General features: G+C 52.7%; 14 protein-coding genes. 9 read left to right on the top strand and 5 right to left on the bottom strand.

Annotation, left to right across the window (positions count from 1 at the left end):
• Window positions 1–10: 10 nt before the first annotated feature.
• Window positions 11–2,512, bottom strand: coding sequence for a phosphoenolpyruvate--protein phosphotransferase (gene ptsP, locus HV346_RS22630; RefSeq protein WP_181621466.1), 2,502 nt, complete (start codon window positions 2,510–2,512; stop codon window positions 11–13).
• 304 nt (window positions 2,513–2,816) lie between these two features.
• Here ptsP and HV346_RS22625 point away from each other — a divergent pair, with 304 nt between their 5' ends.
• Genes HV346_RS22625 through HV346_RS22605 form a run of 5 tightly spaced genes read left to right on the top strand, consistent with a single transcriptional unit; the run spans window position 2,817 to window position 7,776 of the window.
• Window positions 2,817–3,896: a PTS fructose transporter subunit EIIC gene (locus tag HV346_RS22625; RefSeq protein WP_181621465.1), complete on the top strand. Its 1,080-nt coding sequence runs from the start codon at window positions 2,817–2,819 to the stop codon at window positions 3,894–3,896.
• 14 nt (window positions 3,897–3,910) lie between these two features.
• A complete protein-coding gene (locus HV346_RS22620; RefSeq protein ID WP_181621464.1) occupies window positions 3,911–4,231 on the top strand; it encodes a PTS fructose-like transporter subunit IIB in 321 nt (106 codons plus the stop codon).
• A gap of 50 nt (window positions 4,232–4,281) precedes the next feature.
• The gene (locus HV346_RS22615) at window positions 4,282–6,576 is read left to right on the top strand and encodes a formate C-acetyltransferase (protein ID WP_181621462.1); all 2,295 of its coding nucleotides are present in this window, start codon (window positions 4,282–4,284) and stop codon (window positions 6,574–6,576) included.
• A complete protein-coding gene (locus HV346_RS22610; RefSeq protein ID WP_181621461.1) occupies window positions 6,542–7,417 on the top strand; it encodes a [formate-C-acetyltransferase]-activating enzyme in 876 nt (291 codons plus the stop codon). The genes HV346_RS22615 and HV346_RS22610 overlap by 35 nt, the downstream gene beginning before the upstream one ends.
• A gap of 2 nt (window positions 7,418–7,419) precedes the next feature.
• The gene (locus HV346_RS22605) at window positions 7,420–7,776 is read left to right on the top strand and encodes a PTS fructose-like transporter subunit IIB (RefSeq protein ID WP_181621459.1); all 357 of its coding nucleotides are present in this window, start codon (window positions 7,420–7,422) and stop codon (window positions 7,774–7,776) included.
• Here HV346_RS22605 and HV346_RS22600 read toward each other — a convergent pair.
• The 3 genes from HV346_RS22600 to argE all read right to left on the bottom strand — a co-directional run bounded on the left by HV346_RS22600 (window position 7,763) and on the right by argE (window position 12,770).
• A complete protein-coding gene (locus tag HV346_RS22600; RefSeq protein WP_181621458.1) occupies window positions 7,763–8,611 on the bottom strand; it encodes an AraC family transcriptional regulator in 849 nt (282 codons plus the stop codon). The two genes, HV346_RS22605 and HV346_RS22600, sit on opposite strands and share 14 nt — an antisense overlap.
• Before the next feature lie 93 nt (window positions 8,612–8,704).
• Window positions 8,705–11,356: a phosphoenolpyruvate carboxylase gene (gene ppc, locus HV346_RS22595; protein ID WP_181621456.1), complete on the bottom strand. Its 2,652-nt coding sequence runs from the start codon at window positions 11,354–11,356 to the stop codon at window positions 8,705–8,707.
• 262 nt (window positions 11,357–11,618) lie between these two features.
• Entirely contained in the window at window positions 11,619–12,770 is a 1,152-nt protein-coding gene (gene argE, locus HV346_RS22590) for an acetylornithine deacetylase (protein ID WP_181621453.1), read from the bottom strand.
• A gap of 88 nt (window positions 12,771–12,858) precedes the next feature.
• On the opposite strand from argE, the gene argC reads away from it, so the two are divergent.
• From argC to oxyR, 4 genes are all read left to right on the top strand, one after another.
• A complete protein-coding gene (argC, locus tag HV346_RS22585) occupies window positions 12,859–13,863 on the top strand; it encodes an N-acetyl-gamma-glutamyl-phosphate reductase (protein ID WP_181621452.1) in 1,005 nt (334 codons plus the stop codon).
• 6 nt (window positions 13,864–13,869) lie between these two features.
• The gene (gene argB, locus HV346_RS22580) at window positions 13,870–14,646 is read left to right on the top strand and encodes an acetylglutamate kinase (protein ID WP_181621450.1); all 777 of its coding nucleotides are present in this window, start codon (window positions 13,870–13,872) and stop codon (window positions 14,644–14,646) included.
• 77 nt (window positions 14,647–14,723) lie between these two features.
• Window positions 14,724–16,097, top strand: coding sequence for an argininosuccinate lyase (gene argH, locus HV346_RS22575; protein ID WP_181621449.1), 1,374 nt, complete (start codon window positions 14,724–14,726; stop codon window positions 16,095–16,097).
• Window positions 16,098–16,419: 322 nt separating this feature from the next.
• The gene (gene oxyR / locus HV346_RS22570) at window positions 16,420–17,346 is read left to right on the top strand and encodes a DNA-binding transcriptional regulator OxyR (RefSeq protein WP_181621448.1); all 927 of its coding nucleotides are present in this window, start codon (window positions 16,420–16,422) and stop codon (window positions 17,344–17,346) included.
• Here the strand turns inward: oxyR and sthA are convergent.
• The gene (gene sthA / locus HV346_RS22565) at window positions 17,320–18,720 is read right to left on the bottom strand and encodes a Si-specific NAD(P)(+) transhydrogenase (RefSeq protein ID WP_181621447.1); all 1,401 of its coding nucleotides are present in this window, start codon (window positions 18,718–18,720) and stop codon (window positions 17,320–17,322) included. The genes oxyR and sthA overlap by 27 nt on opposite strands.
• Window positions 18,721–18,782 lie beyond the last annotated feature (62 nt).

Genomic DNA, 18,782 nt, shown 5'->3' with positions numbered 1-18,782 from the left:
CTTCCTCGTTTTACAGTTCTAATTCACGTTGCAGCAGGGTGGCGATTGCCTCAGCAGAGCTAGCGTTGACCAGCGTGCTGCGAAAATCTTCATGCATGATGCGGCGAGCCAGGCGAGAGAAAATACGCATATGTTGATCGCCTGCGGCATGCTTGTTCAGCGTGAGCATGATGATGAATTGCGCTTCTTCATCACCCCACTGGACGGGGGCTTTCAGGCGCGCAACGCTGATAGTGGACTGTTCAATATGTTCAGATTTGCTGTGCGGGATGGCAAAACTGAAGCCGAGGCCGGTTGAGAAAACGGCCTCGCGTGCCCAGAGGTCAGCTTCGAGTTTGCGGGGATAACGGCATCGACCTGCCAGCAGCAGGTTGTCGGTCATGCCTTTCATGACCTCTTCTTTACTGTTCCAGTCATTATCCAGCGAAATGCACTTCGGTGTTACCAGCGGTGTGTCCTGCTGATTCATGCGGAATTGTGCAAGCAGATGCTCCACTTCAAGCGAAGTGCGACACGCCATCGCCTGGTTCAACAACTGGCGGCAGGCGCGGCTATCAAGCTGTGCCAGGCGCGCTTTTGTCGCCGGGATGGAAGGCGACCCCATGCTCAGTTCGTCCAACCCCAGACCAACCAGCAGTGGCAGTACTGAACCTTTCGCACCCAGTTCACCACAAAGACCAATCCATTTTCCCTGGCGATGTACGGCTTGTACGGCATAGTCCAGTGCGCGTAAAAATGCCGGGTTCAGGCTGTTGTAGTGGCGCGTAACCTTGGCGTTATCACGGTCAACTGCCAGCAGGTACTGCGTCAGGTCGTTACTGCCGATGCTAAAGAAATCAATCTCTTCGCAGCACTGATCGATGATGAACATCACCGAAGGTACTTCCAGCATAATGCCGAGCGGGATGGTCTCTTCGAAGGGAATATGTTCGGCACGCAGCTGTTGCTTCGCCTCGGCGAGTTTTTCTTTAACCCACAGAATCTCCTCCATTGAGGAGATCATTGGGATCATGATCTTCAGGCTACCATGCGCTGATGCGCGAAGGATCGCTCTGAGTTGAGTGGTGAAAAGTGCAGAATACTCTTCATAAATACGTACCGCGCGGTAGCCCAAAAATGGGTTGTTCTCTGCCGGGATATTCAGATAATCCACAGGTTTATCGCCGCCGATATCCATCGTACGAACAATAATGCTGTGCCCGTTTGCGCAGTCGAGTGCCTGGCAGAAAATGTTGTACAGTTCATTTTCACAAGGTGCGCTGGCGCGGTCCATATAGAGCATTTCGGTACGGAACAGGCCAACGCCTTCAGCGCCATTACCGAAAGCTGTTTGTGCTTCTACCGCATGTGCAATGTTTGCGGCAATCTCAATGCGTAACCCGTCAGATGTGCGAGCCTCGCGATCCAGCCAGATACTTTGCTGCTGGCGTATCGCTTCCTGAACCCATGCTTCTTGTTGGTAGTAACGCCCTACGGCTTCGCTGGCGTTAACCACCACTGCGCCGGCATTACCATCGACAAATACGGGCTGATTGCGCCACTGGAGCAGGCTTTCACTGTCAACACCGACCAGCGTTGGGATGTTAAAAGAGCGAGCAAGAATAACGGTGTGGGAAGTTGTGCCGCCGCTTTTTAACAACAACCCTTTGAGTAGGGTTTTATCGAGCTCGAGGAACTGGCCTGGCGTAAGGTCATCGGCCAGACATACGGTTGGCTGTGTCAGTTGGCCCGGAGCAGGGAAACGCTCTTCGCCATAGATTTGCTGGAGAAGCTGATAGCAAACATCGCGGACATCTAACACGCGCTCCTGTAAGTAGCTGCTGCTTGAGCGGGAGAATTCGTCGCAAAAATGGTTGGCCGTTGCAATAGTGGCCTGCGCGCAACTGAGCCCCTGGTTTACCCCGGAAAGAAGGTGCTGGCGAAGAGAGGTATCTGTCGCCAGTGAACGGTGCGCGTCAAGGATGGCACTGGCGGTGCTGTCGCTATCCAGTGCGCGTAACTCAATGTTTTTCACCAGCAGGATTAAGCCCTTGTCGAGTGCCGACTGCTCTTCTTCTGCACTTCCCGCCTCAGGTAAGTTGGGCAGTGCGTTCAGATCCAGTGAGGTCAGTAACGTCAGTATGCCTTGAGCACTTCCGCTGCAAACGGGTAGGGCGCGGAACAGAGTGGGGTTGAGGCGTGTGAGGGATTCAGGAAGGGGGTCAAGCTCGCTGTTGATCACCTCAGTAAGCGGTGTATCACAGTGTGGAAATTCTTCTTTAAGCCACTGTTCCAGTTGCGCATGTGCGCTCTGTTCATCTTCACCGTGAATCAAAAGACGGCAGGTATCGCCGGCCAACGTATCTGTACCAATGAGTGCAAGTGCACTCTTGGCGTTGCCTTTGCGATCAGTACGCAGGTTGTGCCACTCAATGTGAGAGACAAACGTATTGCACAACGTTTCCACGTAACTTGCCGGACGAGCGTGAACACCGTTGGGTAATTCACAGATAAATTCCACTACCAGAGGCATAACGACACTCCTGAAACCAATAGTCATTCATTGGGGAAAGCATACGAGCGTGGTGACGGAATGCGCTATGTGATAAATCTGCCAAAAACTGGATAAATGTAATGTTCGGTGAAAAGTGGGATTTCACTCACATGTTGTAATCCTTCGCTTAATGGCTAGCGGTAGGGAAATTTCGAAGCGGATCGCATTTTCATTCGTACATTACAAAAATCCAGTAAATGGCCTTTTTATCCACTGTCAGCTTTGAGTCTGATTGCCTATTGTTTGCCACAACATCTTTACGGATATTGTCCGGGAGCGACATATGAAAGAGTTGGTGCATATTCTCAAGAACACGCGGCAGCATCTGATGACAGGGGTGTCGCACATGATCCCTTTCGTCGTTGCGGGTGGCATTTTGCTGGCGGTATCGGTCATGTTGTACGGCAAGGGTGCTGTACCGGATGCCGCAACGGATCCTAATCTGAAAAAACTCTTCGATCTCGGTGTCGCAGGGTTAACGCTGATGGTTCCTTTCCTTGCTGCTTATATCGGGTATTCGATTGCTGAACGTGCTGCGTTGGCCCCTTGTGCTATAGCCGCATGGGTCGGGAACAGCTTTGGCGCAGGTTTCTTTGGAGCGATTATCGCCGGAATTCTGGGGGGAATCGTTGTTTATTACCTGAAGAAATTGCCAGTGCCCAAAGTACTTCGCTCTGTCATGCCTATTTTCATCATTCCCATCATTGGGACCTTCATCACCGCCGGAATCATGATGTGGGGATTAGGCGAACCTGTTGGTGCGCTGACCACCGGGCTGACCCAATGGCTGCAAGGGATGCAGCAGGGAAGCATTGTGGTGCTGGCAGTCATTATGGGGCTCATGCTGGCCTTCGATATGGGGGGGCCAATTAACAAAGTTGCCTATGCCTTCATGCTGATCTGCGTGGCTCAGGGCGTCTACACCGTTGTGGCCATTGCCGCAGTGGGTATCTGTGTTCCGCCGCTGGGGTTAGGCCTGGCCACACTGATTAACCGTAAGAATTTTACTGGCGAAGAACGTGAAGCGGGTAAAGCCGCGCTGGTGATGGGGTGTGTGGGTGTCACTGAAGGGGCGATTCCGTTTGCCGCTGCTGATCCTCTGCGCGTCATTCCTTCCATCATGCTGGGATCGGCTTGTGGTGCGGTAACGGCGGCAATGCTGGGTGCACAGTGTTATGCCGGATGGGGAGGACTGATTGTTCTGCCTGTTGTAGAAGGTAAGTTGGGTTATCTCGCCGCGGTTGCCGTGGGGGCGGTGGTGACGGCGATTAGCGTCAATGTGCTGAAAAGTATTGCTCGCAAGAATACGAAACAGGTCGAGGAAAAAGAGGATGACCTGGATCTGGATTTCGAAATTAACTGATTGAGGAAGAGAACATGGCCCGAATTATCGCTGTAACAGCATGTCCGTCAGGTGTTGCGCATACCTATATGGCAGCCGAAGCGCTTGAAAGCGCCGCAAAAGCGAAAGGCTGGGAGGTAAAAGTGGAGACGCAAGGGTCGATTGGCCTTGAAAACGAACTGACCGCTGAAGATATCGCCGCTGCGGATATGGTTATTCTGACCAAAGATATCGGCATTAAATTCGAAGAGCGCTTTACCGGAAAAACCATCGTACGCGTCAACATCAGCGATGCGGTAAAACGTGCCGACGCCATCATGAACAAAATTGATGCCCACCTGGCGCAAACCGCCTGATGTCCTCCCGCCCTTCGGGGCGGGTTTGTTTTCTGTTACAGGAGTTCCCCATGACGAATCGTACCCAGCGTTTAAAAGACGCACTGTTTGCAAACCCGCGCGACATCTCGCTTGAACGTGCACTGCTTTACACGGCAAGCCATCAACAGACGGAAGGTGAGCCTGTTATTCTTCGCCGCGCAAAAGCCACAGCGTACATTCTTGACCATGTCAATATTGCGATTCGTGATGAGGAACTGATTGCCGGAAACCGTACCGTTAAGCCACGTGCGGGAATCATGTCCCCAGAAATGGATCCGTACTGGTTGCTTAAAGAGCTGGATCAATTCTCCACGCGTCCACAGGACCGTTTTGAGATCAGCGAAGAAGATAAGCGGACGTATCGCGAGGTGCTTTATCCCTATTGGGAAAAGCGGTCCATGAAGGATTTCATCAATAGTCAGATGACGGACGATGTGAAGGCCGCCGTAGGGACACAAATTTTTAGTGTCAACCAGACGGATAAAGGGCAGGGGCATATCATCATCGATTACCCGCGACTCCTGAACAACGGTTTGGGTGGGCTGGTGGCGGAAATGCGTGAGCACTGCGAACGCGATCCACACAATATGTTTTACGCGGCAGCACTGCTTCTGCTTGAGGCATCTCAGCGCCACATTCTGCGTTATGCGGTGCTGGCGGAAGAGATGGCTGTGCTGAGCAATTCATCCCGACGCGAAGAACTGCTCCAGATTGCAGAAAACTCACGCCATAACGCGCAATATAAGCCACAAACGTTCTGGCAGGCATGCCAGCTTTTCTGGTACATGAATGTCATTTTGCAGTACGAATCCAATGCCAGTTCGCTCTCTATTGGGCGGTTTGATCAGTATATGCTGCCGTTTTATCAGGCGTCTCTGACTCAGGGAGAAGATGCCGGGTTCCTGAAAGAGTTACTGGAGTCGTTATGGGTGAAATGCAACGACGTGGTCCTGTTGCGCTCTACCAGTAGCGCACGTTATTTTGCCGGTTTCCCGACCGGTTACACGGCTTTGTTGGGCGGGCTTACAGAGAGTGGGCGTAGTGCGGTAAACGTGCTTTCATTCTTGTGTCTGGACGCTTATCAAAACGTGCAACTTCCGCAGCCCAACCTTGGCGTTCGGATAAATGAGCTTATTGATAGACCTTTCCTGCTTAAGACCGCAGAGACCATTCGTCTGGGAACGGGCATTCCGCAGATTTTCAACGACGAGGTGGTTGTTCCGGCGTTTCTGAACCGTGGGGTGTCACTGGAAGACGCACGCGACTACGCGGTTGTCGGTTGCGTTGAACTCTCCATTCCAGGCAAAACCTATGGTCTTCACGATATCGCCATGTTCAACCTGCTGAAAGTGATGGAAATTGCCATGCAGGAGAACGAAGGCAATTCTGAACTTAATTATGAAGGACTGCTTGAGCATATTCGCAACAAAATTAATTATTACATCGCGTTGATGGTTGAAGGCAGCAATATCTGTGATATCGGCCACCGTGACTGGGCTCCAGTTCCACTGCTCTCTTCCTTCATCAGCGATTGTCTGGAAGAAGGGAAAGACATCACGGAAGGTGGGGCGCGCTACAACTTCTCTGGTGTCCAGGGCATTGGGATTGCGAACCTGAGTGACTCGTTACACGCTTTAAAAGGGCTGGTGTTTGAGCAGCAGCGCTTAAGTTTCGATGAGTTACTGGCAGTGTTAAAAGCAAACTTTGCCACTCCTGAAGGTGAAAAAGTGCGTGCACGATTGATCAACCGCTTCGAAAAATACGGTAATGATATCGACGATGTTGACAATATCAGTGCTGAATTGCTGAGACATTACTGCAAAGAGGTCGAGAAATATCGTAACCCGCGCGGTGGACAGTTTACGCCGGGATCTTACACCGTGTCGGCCCATGTTCCGCTCGGTGCGGTTGTCGGTGCGACACCGGATGGTCGGTTTGCTGGCGAACAGCTAGCTGATGGTGGGCTTTCGCCGATGCTTGGACAGGACATGCAAGGGCCAACGGCGGTGCTGAAATCGGTCAGTAAACTGGATAACTATCTTTTGTCCAATGGCACATTATTGAACGTGAAATTCACGCCTGCGACGCTGGAAGGTGATGCAGGGCTACAGAAATTGGCCGATTTTCTGCGTGCATTTACTCAGCTCAAATTACAGCATGTCCAGTTCAACGTAGTGAATGCCGATACGCTGCGAGAAGCACAGCAGCGTCCGCAGGATTTCGCCGGGCTGGTGGTCCGTGTTGCCGGGTACAGCGCCTTCTTTGTTGAGCTGTCAAAGGAGATCCAGGATGACATTATTCGCCGCACCGCGCATCAGCTGTGAAGTGATTGATACACGCGCCGATGTGGCGCGTATTTTCAACATTCAGCGCTATTCCCTGAACGACGGACAGGGTATCCGTACGGTGGTTTTTTTTAAAGGCTGTCCACACAAATGCCCATGGTGTGCTAATCCCGAATCGATCTCCCCTAAGATTGAGACTGTTCGCAGGGAAAGCAAATGTCTGCATTGTGCAACATGCCTTCGCGATGCGGATGAGTGCCCGTCCGGTGCATTTGAGCGTATTGGGCGGGATATCACTCTGGATGAGCTTGAATATGAAGTGATGAAAGACGATGTTTTCTTCCGCTCATCGGGCGGTGGAGTGACATTGTCTGGGGGAGAAGTGCTGATGCAAGCCCCATTTGCGACGCGGTTGCTACAACGATTGCGCCGTTATGGTCTGCATACCGCGATAGAGACTGCAGGTGATGCGCCCTTGTCCCGCTTATTACCCTTGGCACGCCAGTGTGATGAAGTGCTTTTTGATCTTAAGATGATGGACCCAGATCAGGCGAATTCGATCATCGCGATGAATTTACCCAGAGTGCTGGAGAATATGCGGCAACTGGTGGCTGAAGGCGTGAACGTGATCCCGCGTGTGCCGCTGATACCAGGCTATACACTGAGTGAAGCAAATATGATGCAAGTTCTGGCGTTTCTGATACCAACCGGAATAAGGCAGTTGCATTTATTACCTTTTCATCAGTACGGTGAGCCGAAGTATCGCCTGCTGGGGCAGCAATGGACGATGCAACAGGTTGTTCCTCCAACAGAAGATGATGTTGCGGCGATGCGTCTTATGGCTGAACGTGCAGGATTCAGTGTCACCATAGGGGGGTGAAAATGACAGTGATAACAGGGCGTCATCTGGTGGCTGTTACCGCATGTGTAAGCGGTGTTGCGCATACTTATATGGCCGCTGAAAGGCTTGAAAAGCTCTGTCAGCAAGAGAAATGGAGCGTTCACATTGAAACGCAGGGCGCGTTAGGTATCGAAAATGAGCTGACTGATGGCGACATTCGACGCGCCGATGTCGTGTTACTTATCACTGACATTGAACTGGCAGGAAGTGAACGCTTTGAACATTCTCGCTCTGTGAAGTGTGGTATCAACGCCTTTTTACGCGACCCGCAAAAGGTGATGAGTGCGGTGCGCAAAGTATTAACCGCGCCGCAGCACACTCACGTCATTGTGGAGTAGCAGGTTTTCCGGTGAGCTGGCTGTGATACTGCCGGCGATATTCCGACGGTGAACGCTCCGTATTCTTACGAAATAATCGGCAGAAATAGTTACTGTCGACAAATCCGCAGGCGTGCGCCACTTCTTTCACTTTTAAATCATATCCTTTCAATAACTGACGCGCGTGCTCCAGCCGGGTGTGGGTCAGATATTCATTAAAACCTACAGCGCCAGTTTTCTGGAAAAGGTGCGAAAGATAATTCGGTGAGATGTAAAACGCCTGGGCGACAGATTCCCTGGTGAGAGGGGCGGCATAATGTTCATCAATATAGACACGAATAGCCTCAAACAGTGCCTGACTGCGCGATGCGGTCTGAATCTGGCTGCCAAGGAGATCGATGCAGTGGCTGATTAAACTGGCGACGATAAGACGCGCCGTTTGCTGTTCATGAGGCTGCATTTGCATTTCATGAAGAGTTTGCAGCAGGAATGAGCCAATGCGGGGGCCACGTCGTGCAACGTGTTGTTTCGCCAGATTGCGGAAAGCGACGCCATCCCAGTGCAGAAGGCTAAAGCCCAGCTGTTGTTTACCAAAAAGAATACTCAGCGTCGTTGCAGGGTTTTTCCATTGAGGGTGATTCCAGCCTCCGGCGGGAACATACAGAACATCATTTTTTTGTAAGGCCGACGAGGCACTGTCTTCGACAACACCTTCCAGCACAATTTCCAGCCGGGGAAAATCGACCTGTAGCGCGAGCTCTGGTGCAGGAGTGGCGGCATTTGCAAAATAGACCTGATGCAGGGGCAATGCCCCATTGATGAGGTCTGTCAGGATCTGGCTGATATCTTGCTGCATGGCGCTCCCTTCCACGTTTTCCAAAGAGAAACCTTACCTGTAAGCATAAAAAAAGGCCACACATCGTGTGGCCTGATGAGCGCTGAAAAGTGATTAGCCGGTATTACGCATACCTGCGGCAACACCTGCAATCGTCACCATTAACGCTTGTTCTACGCGAGGATCAGGCTCTTTGCCTTCTTCCTCTGCCAGACGGGAGCGGTGCAACAACTCAGCCTGCAAAACGTTCAGCGGGTCGGTATAGATGTTACGTAACTGGATGGACTCGGCAATCCACGGTAAATCTTCCATCAGATGTGAGTCGTTGGCGATATCCAGGACCACTTTAATGTCACCTTCCAGCAGTTCACGCAGCTCTTTCCCCAGCGCCCATAGCTCTGGTTTTACCAGGCGCTGATCGTAGTACTCTGCCAGCCACAGATCGGCTTTTGAGAACACCATCTCCAGCATGCCAAGACGTGTGGAGAAGAAAGGCCAGTCGCGACACATGGTTTCCAGTTCGCTCTGTTTGCCATCCGCCACCACTTTTTGCAGTGCAGCGCCAGCACCCAGCCAGGCTGGCAGCATCAAACGGTTTTGCGTCCAGGCGAAGATCCACGGGATGGCACGCAGAGACTCGACGCCACCGGTTGGGCGGCGTTTGGCCGGGCGTGAACCTAGCGGCAGTTTACCCAGTTCCTGTTCAGGCGTTGCCGAGCGGAAATAAGGCACGAAATCTTTGTTTTCGCGAACGTAGCCACGGTACAGTTCACAGGAGATATCAGACAGCTCATCCATGATATGACACCAGGATGCTTTCGGCTCAGGCGGCGGCAGCAGGTTCGCTTCCAGAATCGCGCTGGTGTACAGCGACAGGCTGCTGATAGTGACTTCAGGCAAGCCGTATTTAAAGCGGATCATCTCGCCTTGTTCGGTTACGCGAAGCCCGCCTTTCAGGCTACCCGGCGGTTGGGAGAGCAGTGCGGCGTGAGCAGGCGCACCGCCACGACCAATCGAGCCTCCGCGACCGTGGAACAGCGTCAGTTCAATACCGGCTTTCTCGCAGGTTTTGATCAGTGCGTCTTGCGCCTGATATTGCGCCCAGGATGCTGCCATTACGCCCGCATCTTTTGCGGAGTCGGAATAGCCAATCATTACCATCTGTTTGCCCTGAATAAAGCCGCGATACCAGTCGATGTTCAGCAACTGCGTCATCACATCGTTGGCGTTGTTCAGGTCATCAAGGGTTTCAAATAGTGGAGCAACTGGAAGGGCATAGCCAATACCCGCTTCTTTCAGAAGCAGATGAACGGCCAGCACGTCGGAAGGGGTTTTCGCCATGGAGATCACGTAGGCGGCAACCGATCCTTTCGGTGCATCAACGATCGCTTTACAGGTGTTGAGCACTTCGCGGGTTTCATTGCTGGGTTCCCAGTTGCGTGGGAGCAGAGGACGTTTGGAGTTCAGTTCGCGGATCAGGAAGGCTTGTTTGTCGGCTTCTGACCAGCTTTCATAGTCGCCGATGCCGAGGTAGCGAGTCAGTTCGCCCAGCGCTTCGGTGTGGCGAGTGCTTTCCTGACGCACATCAATGCGCACCAGTGGTACGCCAAAACACTTCACGCGACGCAGAGTGTCGAGCAGCTCACCATTAGCGATGATGCCCATGCCGCAGGCCTGAAGAGACTTATAACAAGCGTAAAGCGGATCCCAGAGTTGTTCGTTTTGGCTCAGAAGACCTTCTGGTTTTGGCAGGCGCTGGCCTTTCAGACGGGCTTCGAGCCAGGCCTGCGTCGCCATTAACTGACCACGCAGTTTTTTCATCAGATAACGGTATGGCTCGCTCGCACCTTCTTCGCCAGCCAGCTCGCGTAGTTCAGGCGTTGCTTCCACCATCGACAACTCGGAAATCAGCACCTGAATATCTTTCAGGAACAGGTCCGTCGCTTTCCAGCGACTCAGCAGTAACACGTGGCGAGTGATTTCAGCGGTTACATTCGGGTTGCCGTCGCGGTCACCTCCCATCCATGAGGTGAAGCGGACTGGAACAAAGTCTACCGGCAGACGGTAGCCGAGGTTTTCTTCCAACTGTTCATTCAGTTCGCGCAGGTAGTTAGGTACACCTTCCCACAGGCTGTTTTCCACCACCGCAAAGCCCCATTTCGCTTCATCAACCGGGCTAGGGCGATGCTTACGAATTTCGTCGGTGTGCCAGGACTGGGCAATGAGCTGACGCAGACGGCGCATCAGCTGGTTACGTTCATAGTCCGCAATGTCTTTGTTATCCAACTGCTTCAGGCAGTTGTTCACTTCCACCATTTTGTGGATCAGCGTGCGGCGGGTGATTTCAGTTGGGTGGGCGGTCAAAACCAGCTCCAGAGAAAGAGATTCAACCGCTTTTTTGATCGTCGCTTCGTTGAGGTCTGGCTGGTCTTTGAGTTTTCTGAGCGTGTGGGCAATGACTTCCGGGTTGCTGGCAGCTTCGCCTTTTGGCGAAATGCTGTGATATTGCTCGGCGGTATTTGCCAGGTTCAGAAACTGACTGAAGGCTCGGGCAACAGGCAGCAGCTCATCATTTGACAGGTTCTGTAAGGTGGTAAGCAGTTCCTGACGATTGGCCTCGTTTCCTGCTCGGGAGGATTTAGACAGCTTACGGATGGTTTCAACGCGGTCGAGAATATTCTCTCCCAGCGCATCCTTGATGGTATCTCCCAGCACTTTGCCGAGCATACTGACATTACTACGCAACGCGGAATATTGTTCGTTCATAAAAACCCAGTCACCCCATCATTTTTGTTTATGCCCAGTCGACAATCTTTTGGACATTATTTTGTCATCTCCCTTTATAAAGCCACGTAAAACCCCCGTCGTCAATTGCTGCGAAAACGGTTCAGCAAACGAATAAATGTGGGTAATTTACGAAATTTAATTCGCTTTGCGTCAGATAAGCGATGCTTATGAGAATGTGACGAAGATCGCGGGATTTTTACCCCTCACGCTCTGCCCATCGGGTTGAGGTGAGGGGGCAGTTTTAGTGCCAGCAGAAATGATGCACAACCTGGGTAATCAGTTCACGCGTGGGTTTAATAAAGCGAGTTTCCAGATATTCATCTGGCTGGTGAGCCTGGTTGATGGAACCAGGACCAAGAACCAGCGTTGGGCACAGCGTCTGAATAAACGGCGCTTCGGTGCAGTAGTTCACCACGTCAGTTTTTTCGCCAAGCAGCTTTTCGACCACTTCAACGAGTTGATGGTCTGGTGGGCATTCATAACCTGGGATCGGTGGATGCAGCTCAGAGACCGTCAGCCGTCCTGGCCAGCGCTCGCTTACAGGAGCCAGAGCCTCATTCAACAGACCATCCAGATCGCTCAGCGTCATACCAGGCAGTGGGCGAATATCCATGTGCAGTTCGCAGCAGGCACAAATACGGTTTGATGCGTCCCCACCGTGCAGGCTACCGAGGTTCAGTGTTGGATACGGAACAGTGAATGAATCATGGTGATAGCGTTCTTTCAGTGAGTCACGCAACTGCATAATGCGGCCAATCGCGTCGTGCATCAGTTCAATGGCGTTAACCCCGCGCGCCGGATCGCTGGAGTGGCCTGACTGGCCCATTACCCGCACAGCGGTTGAGATATGGCCTTTGTGCGCGCGAATCGGTTGCAGGGAGGTTGGTTCACCAATGATGGCGCAATCTGGACGGATTGCGGTGTTTTCAGAGAAGTAACGAGCGCCCGCCATGCTCGTTTCTTCGTCAGCAGTCGCCAGAATGTAGAGCGGTTTTTTCAGCGTCGTCACGTCGACGTCACGCAGTGCATCGAGGATAAAGGCGAAGAAGCCTTTCATATCGGCCGTACCCAGGCCATAGAGCTTGTTGTCGTGCTCGGTCAGGGTGAAGGGATCGCGCGTCCAGCGACCATCATCAAAGGGGACGGTATCGGTATGGCCGGCCAGCAACAAGCCGCCTGCGCCCTGTCCGGTACTGGCGAGCAGGTTGAATTTGTGACGGGTTCCAGGTACGGGTTGAACCTCAACGTTAAACCCAAGATCGCTAAACCAACCCGCCAGCAGATTGATTAAAGACTCATTACTCTGATCCAACGCTTCCTCGGTTGCGCTGATGGACGGCGTGGCAATCAGGGCGCGGTAAATCTCGATAAATGGCGGTAAGTTCATTTTCATTGTTGACACACCTTAGGTCGTGATAGTATCAATATTCATGCAATAAATGTGAATAAAAATACATTAACGTTGAGCGTAAAGGAACCTGATGTTGAATACGCTGATTGTAGGCGCTAGCGGTTATGCGGGCGCAGAGCTTGTAAGCTACGTGAATCGCCATCCTCATATGACCATAACCGCTTTGACCGTGTCAGCGCAAAGCAATGATGCAGGAAAGTTAATTTCCGATTTGCATCCACAACTTAAGGGGATCGTCGACCTGCCGTTGCAGCCGATGTCCGATATCAGCGAGTTCACAGATGGCGTGGACGTGGTGTTTTTAGCCACTGCTCACGAAGTCAGCCATGACCTGGCTCCGCAGTTTCTGGCGGCAGGTTGTGTGGTGTTCGACCTCTCTGGTGCGTTCCGTGTAAACGACGGTGCGTTCTATGAAAAATATTATGGTTTCACCCATCAGTATCCCGATTTGCTTGAGAAAGCGGTGTACGGGCTGGCGGAGTGGAGCGCAGACAAACTGAAAGAGGCGAACCTGATTGCCGTACCGGGTTGCTACCCGACGGCGGCACAGCTTTCCCTGAAGCCGTTGATCGATGCAGGCCTGCTGGATCTGAACCAGTGGCCAGTGATCAACGCCACCAGTGGTGTGAGCGGTGCGGGCCGTAAGGCGGCAATATCAAACAGTTTCTGTGAAGTCAGCCTTCAGCCGTATGGGGTGTTCAACCATCGCCATCACCCTGAAATCACGACCCACCTGGGTGCAGAGGTTATTTTCACACCGCATCTGGGTAATTTCCCGCGTGGGATTCTGGAAACCATTACCTGCCGCCTGAAACCGGGTGTGACAAAAGAACAGGTGAGTGACGTCTTTACTCAGGCGTATGCGGATAAACCGCTGGTGCGTCTGTATGACAAAGGTGTGCCAGCCCTGAAAAATGTGGTCGGTCTGCCATTCTGTGATATCGGCTTTGCTGTTCAGGGCGAGCACCTGATTGTGGTCGCCGCAGAAGATAACTTACTCAAAGGCGCTGCCGCACAGGCAATGCAGTGTGCAAATATTCGTTTTGGCTTCGCTGAAACGCAGGCTCTTATTTAAGGTGTGATGATGAACCCATTAATTATCAAACTCGGTGGTGTACTGCTGGACAGCGAAGAAGCGCTGGAGCGTCTGTTTACCGCGCTGGTTAACTATCGCGAATCACACCAACGTCCTCTGGTGATTGTTCATGGCGGCGGTTGTGTGGTGGATGAGCTGATGAAAGGGCTTAACCTGCCAGTGAAAAAGAAAAATGGCCTGCGTGTAACGCCAGCCGATCAGATTGACATCATTACCGGTGCACTGGCAGGGACGGCAAACAAAACGTTGCTGGCGTGGGCGAAGAAACACCATATCGCTTCTGTCGGCCTCTATCTGGGCGATGGCGATAGCGTAAAAGTGACCCAGCTCGACGAAGACCTCGGCCACGTTGGACTGGCGCAGCCGGGTTCGCCTAATCTGATTAACACCTTACTGGAAGGCGGTTTCTTGCCAGTGGTTAGCTCCATCGGTGTGACAGAAGAAGGTCAACTGATGAACGTGAATGCCGATCAGGCTGCTACGGCACTGGCGGCGACGCTGGGTGCAGACCTGATCCTGCTCTCCGATGTGAGCGGCATTCTGGACGGCAAAGGCCAGCGTATTGCGGAAATGACTGCCGCAAAAGCAGAGCAACTGATTGCTCAGGGCATTATTACCGATGGCATGATTGTAAAAGTGAATGCGGCGTTGGATGCTGCGCGTACGCTCGGCCGTCCGGTGGATATCGCCTCGTGGCGTCATGCGGAGCAACTTCCGGCGTTGTTTAACGGCACGCCGATTGGCACGCGTATTCTGGCGTAATCGATTTATTGTTTTGTAGGCCCGGTAAGCGCAGTGCCACCGGGCAAAGTCATTCAAAGATATTAAGGAAGCATGTTATGGCACTTTGGGGTGGGCGTTTTACACAGGCAGCGGATCAGCGGTTCAAACAGTTCAACGACTCTTTGCGCTTCGACTACCGCCTGGCCGAACAGGATATCGTCGGCTCTGTGGCCTGGTCCAAAGCGCTGGTCACTGTGGGCGTCTTGACTGCGGATGAACAACTGCAGCTGGAAGAGGCGCTGAACAACCTGCTGGAAGAGGTGCGTCTGGACCCGCAGCAGATCCTGAAAAGTGATGCCGAAGACATTCACAGCTGGGTGGAAGGCAAACTGATCGACAAAGTCGGCCAACTGGGTAAGAAACTGCACACCGGGCGTAGCCGTAACGATCAGGTCGCGACCGACCTGAAACTGTGGTGTAAAGATACGGTGGTGGAGCTGCTGGCAGCGAATCGTCAATTACAGAGTGCTCTGGTCGAGACCGCGCAGAACAATCAGGATGCGGTGATGCCAGGGTATACCCACCTGCAGCGTGCTCAGCCGGTGACGTTTGCTCACTGGAGCCTGGCATATGTTGAGATGCTGGCACGTGATGAAAGCCGTTTGCAGGATACCCTGAAACGTCTGGACGTTAGTCCATTGGGCAGCGGTGCGCTGGCGGGTACGGCGTATGAGATCGACCGTGAACAGCTGGCAGGCTGGCTGGGTTTTGCATCCGCTACACGCAACAGTCTGGACAGCGTATCCGACCGTGACCATGTTCTGGAGCTGCTCTCGAATGCTTCCATCGGTATGGTGCACTTGTCGCGTTTCGCTGAAGACCTGATCTTCTTCAACTCTGGTGAAGCAGGTTTTGTTGAGTTGTCAGATCGCGTGACATCAGGTTCTTCCCTGATGCCACAGAAGAAAAACCCGGATGCGCTGGAGCTGATCCGCGGTAAGTGTGGTCGTGTGCAGGGCGCGCTGACGGGCATGATGATGACCCTGAAAGGCTTGCCACTGGCGTACAACAAAGACATGCAGGAAGACAAAGAAGGGTTATTCGACGCACTCGACACCTGGCTGGATTGTCTGCACATGGGCGCGCTGGTGTTGGATGGTATTCAGGTGAAACGTCCACGTTGTCAGGAAGCGGCGCAGCAGGGGTACGCGAATTCTACTGAGTTGGCGGATTACCTGGTAGCCAAAGGCGTGCCGTTCCGTGAAGCACACCATATTGTGGGTGAGGCGGTGGTTGAGGCCATTCGCCAGGCGAAGCCGCTGGAAGAGTTAACGCTGGCCGATCTGCAGAAATTTAGTGCGGTTATTGGGGATGATGTTTATCCGATTCTGGCGTTGCAGTCGTGCCTGGATAAGCGCGCCGCGAAAGGTGGGGTGTCGCCTAAGCAGGTTGCACAGGCCATTGCGGATGCGAAAAACCGGTTAGTTTGATCCGTGTGGGTTGATGCCCTCACCCCGACCTCTCCCGGCGGGAGAGGAGGCAAACACTAAAAATGGCAACTTCGGTTGCCATTTTGCGTTTACCCCGGATTTTTACGCAAAAAAATGCGGACCACGGGGTCCGCAAAAGTTCACGTTGGCTTTAGTTGTTCGAGTTTTGAGAGAAACTCGTTTGACAGTTCGGCACGCCAAGGGTCAAACACGTGCCGTCTTGTCTATGTGGCGTATTATTCAACAGAATGCTTGATAGGGATAATCGTTCGTTGCTATGCTATCTATCGCCATGAACTATCGTGGCGACGGAGGATGAATAATGAATATTCGTGATCTTGAATACCTGGTAGCGTTAGCCGAGCATCGTCATTTTCGCCGCGCGGCAGATTCCTGCCACGTCAGTCAGCCTACGCTTAGCGGTCAAATCCGTAAGCTGGAGGATGAACTGGGCGTAATGCTGCTGGAGCGCACCAGTCGTAAAGTGCTGTTCACCCAGGCCGGTTTGTTGCTGGTGGATCAGGCGCGCACTGTGCTGCGCGAGGTCAAAGTGCTCAAGGAAATGGCAAGCCAGCAGGGGGAGGCGATGTCTGGCCCACTGCATATTGGCCTGATCCCAACCGTTGGCCCGTACCTGTTACCGCACATCATTCCGATGTTGCACCAGACCTTCCCGAAACTCGAAATGTACCTGCATGAAGCGCAAACCCATCAGCTGCTGGCGCAGTTAGACAGCGGTAAGCTCGATTGTGCGATTCTGGCGCTGGTCAAAGAGAGTGAGGCCTTCATCGAAGTGCCGCTGTTTGATGAGCCGATGATGCTGGCGATCTATGAGGATCACCCGTGGGCGAATCGTGAGCGGGTTCCAATGGCCGATCTGGCGGGCGAAAAACTGCTGATGCTGGAAGATGGTCACTGCTTGCGCGATCAGGCAATGGGCTTCTGCTTTGAAGCGGGTGCGGATGAAGATACCCATTTCCGTGCAACCAGCCTGGAAACGCTGCGTAATATGGTCGCGGCAGGAAGTGGTATCACATTGTTGCCTGCGCTGGCCGTTCCGCATGAACGCAAGCGAGATGGTGTGGTGTATCTGCCGTGTATTAAACCGGAACCACGCCGTACCATCGGGCTGGTCTATCGCCCTGGTTCGCCGCTGCGTAGCCGCTATGAACAGCTGGCAGAGGCCATCCGTAGTTCAATGGATGGCCACTTTGACAGCGCGTTAAAACAGGCGGTTCAGACCGTTTAATGCCGCTACCCGATAGGCTTCCGCCATTGTCGGGTAGTTAAAGGTGGTGTTAACAAAGTACTCAATCGTGTTACCACCACCTTTTTGCTCCATTATCGCCTGGCCGATATGAATGATCTCCGCGGCGCGTTCACCGAAACAGTGAATACCGAGGATCTCTTTCGTTTCGCGATGGAACAAAATCTTCAGTGTTCCCACACTCATCCCCACGATTTGTGCGCGAGCCAGATGCTTAAACTGCGCACGACCTACCTCGTAAGGCACTTTCATTGCCGTCAGTTGCTGCTCTGTTTTTCCGACGGAGCTAATTTCCGGAATGGTGTAAATCCCGGTCGGAATATCTTCGATAAGATGGGCGGTTGCCTCACCTTTCACCAGCGCCTGTGCGGCAATGCGTCCTTGATCGTAAGCAGCAGATGCCAGACTCGGATAACCAATGACGTCACCCACAGCATAGATATTTGGCAGCGCCGTCTGGTACATGCTGTTGACCTTCAGTTGCCCACGGCTATCGGTTTCGAGGCCGATGTTTTCCAGCGCCAGCGAATCGGTGTTACCCGTACGTCCATTGGCATACAGCAGGCAGTCGGCTTTGAGTTTCTTGCCGGACTTCAGGTGCATGATTACGCCGTCATCACAGCCTTCGATTTTCTCATATTCTTCGTTATGGCGAATGACGACGCCACTGTTCCAGAAGTGATAGGAGAGAGAATCTGACATCTCCTGATCGAGAAATGCCAGCAGACGGTCGCGGGTGTTGATAAGGTCAACTTTCACCTCCATTCCACGGAAAATCGACGCGTATTCACAGCCGATAACCCCTGCACCATAGATGAGTACATGGCGGGGTTCATGGTGCAGGCTCAAAATGGAATCGCTGTCGTAAATGCGTGGGTGAGAGAAATCAACATCTGCCGGGTGATAAGGGCGTGAACCACAGGCAATAACGAATTTCTCTGCGGTAATTGTCTCTACAGAGCCGTCGTGACACTCCAGCGCCAGCGTGTGTTCGTCGACGAAATGGGCGTTACCTTGCAGGATTTCACAATGGTTACGCTCATAAAATCCCTGACGCATCCGTGTTTGCTGGTTAATTACTGTGTCAGCATGATTCAGTATGTCGGCAAATGAGGAACGCAGAAGTCGGGAGTGATCGCTGTAAAGGGGGTTTTGGTTAAATTCGATAATGCGGCTGACGGCGTGGCGGAGGGCTTTAGAAGGGATTGTGCCCCAGTGGGTACAACCGCCACCAACATTATGGTAGCGCTCTATTACCGCTACCCTGGCTCCCTGCTTCACCAGCCCCATAGCAGCACCTTCGCCGCCTGGGCCGGAACCAATAACTATTGCATCGTAATCGTAGGTGTGTGGCATGGTAAGGCTTACCTGTTCTTATACATAAAAGCAACAGAATCATAACATCAATGCGCGGATAA

Origin of the sequence: Enterobacter sp. RHBSTW-00994 (genome assembly GCF_013782625.1) — a bacterium.
Taxonomy (GTDB): domain Bacteria; phylum Pseudomonadota; class Gammaproteobacteria; order Enterobacterales; family Enterobacteriaceae; genus Enterobacter.
This window is presented reverse-complemented; position numbering and strand designations above follow the sequence as displayed.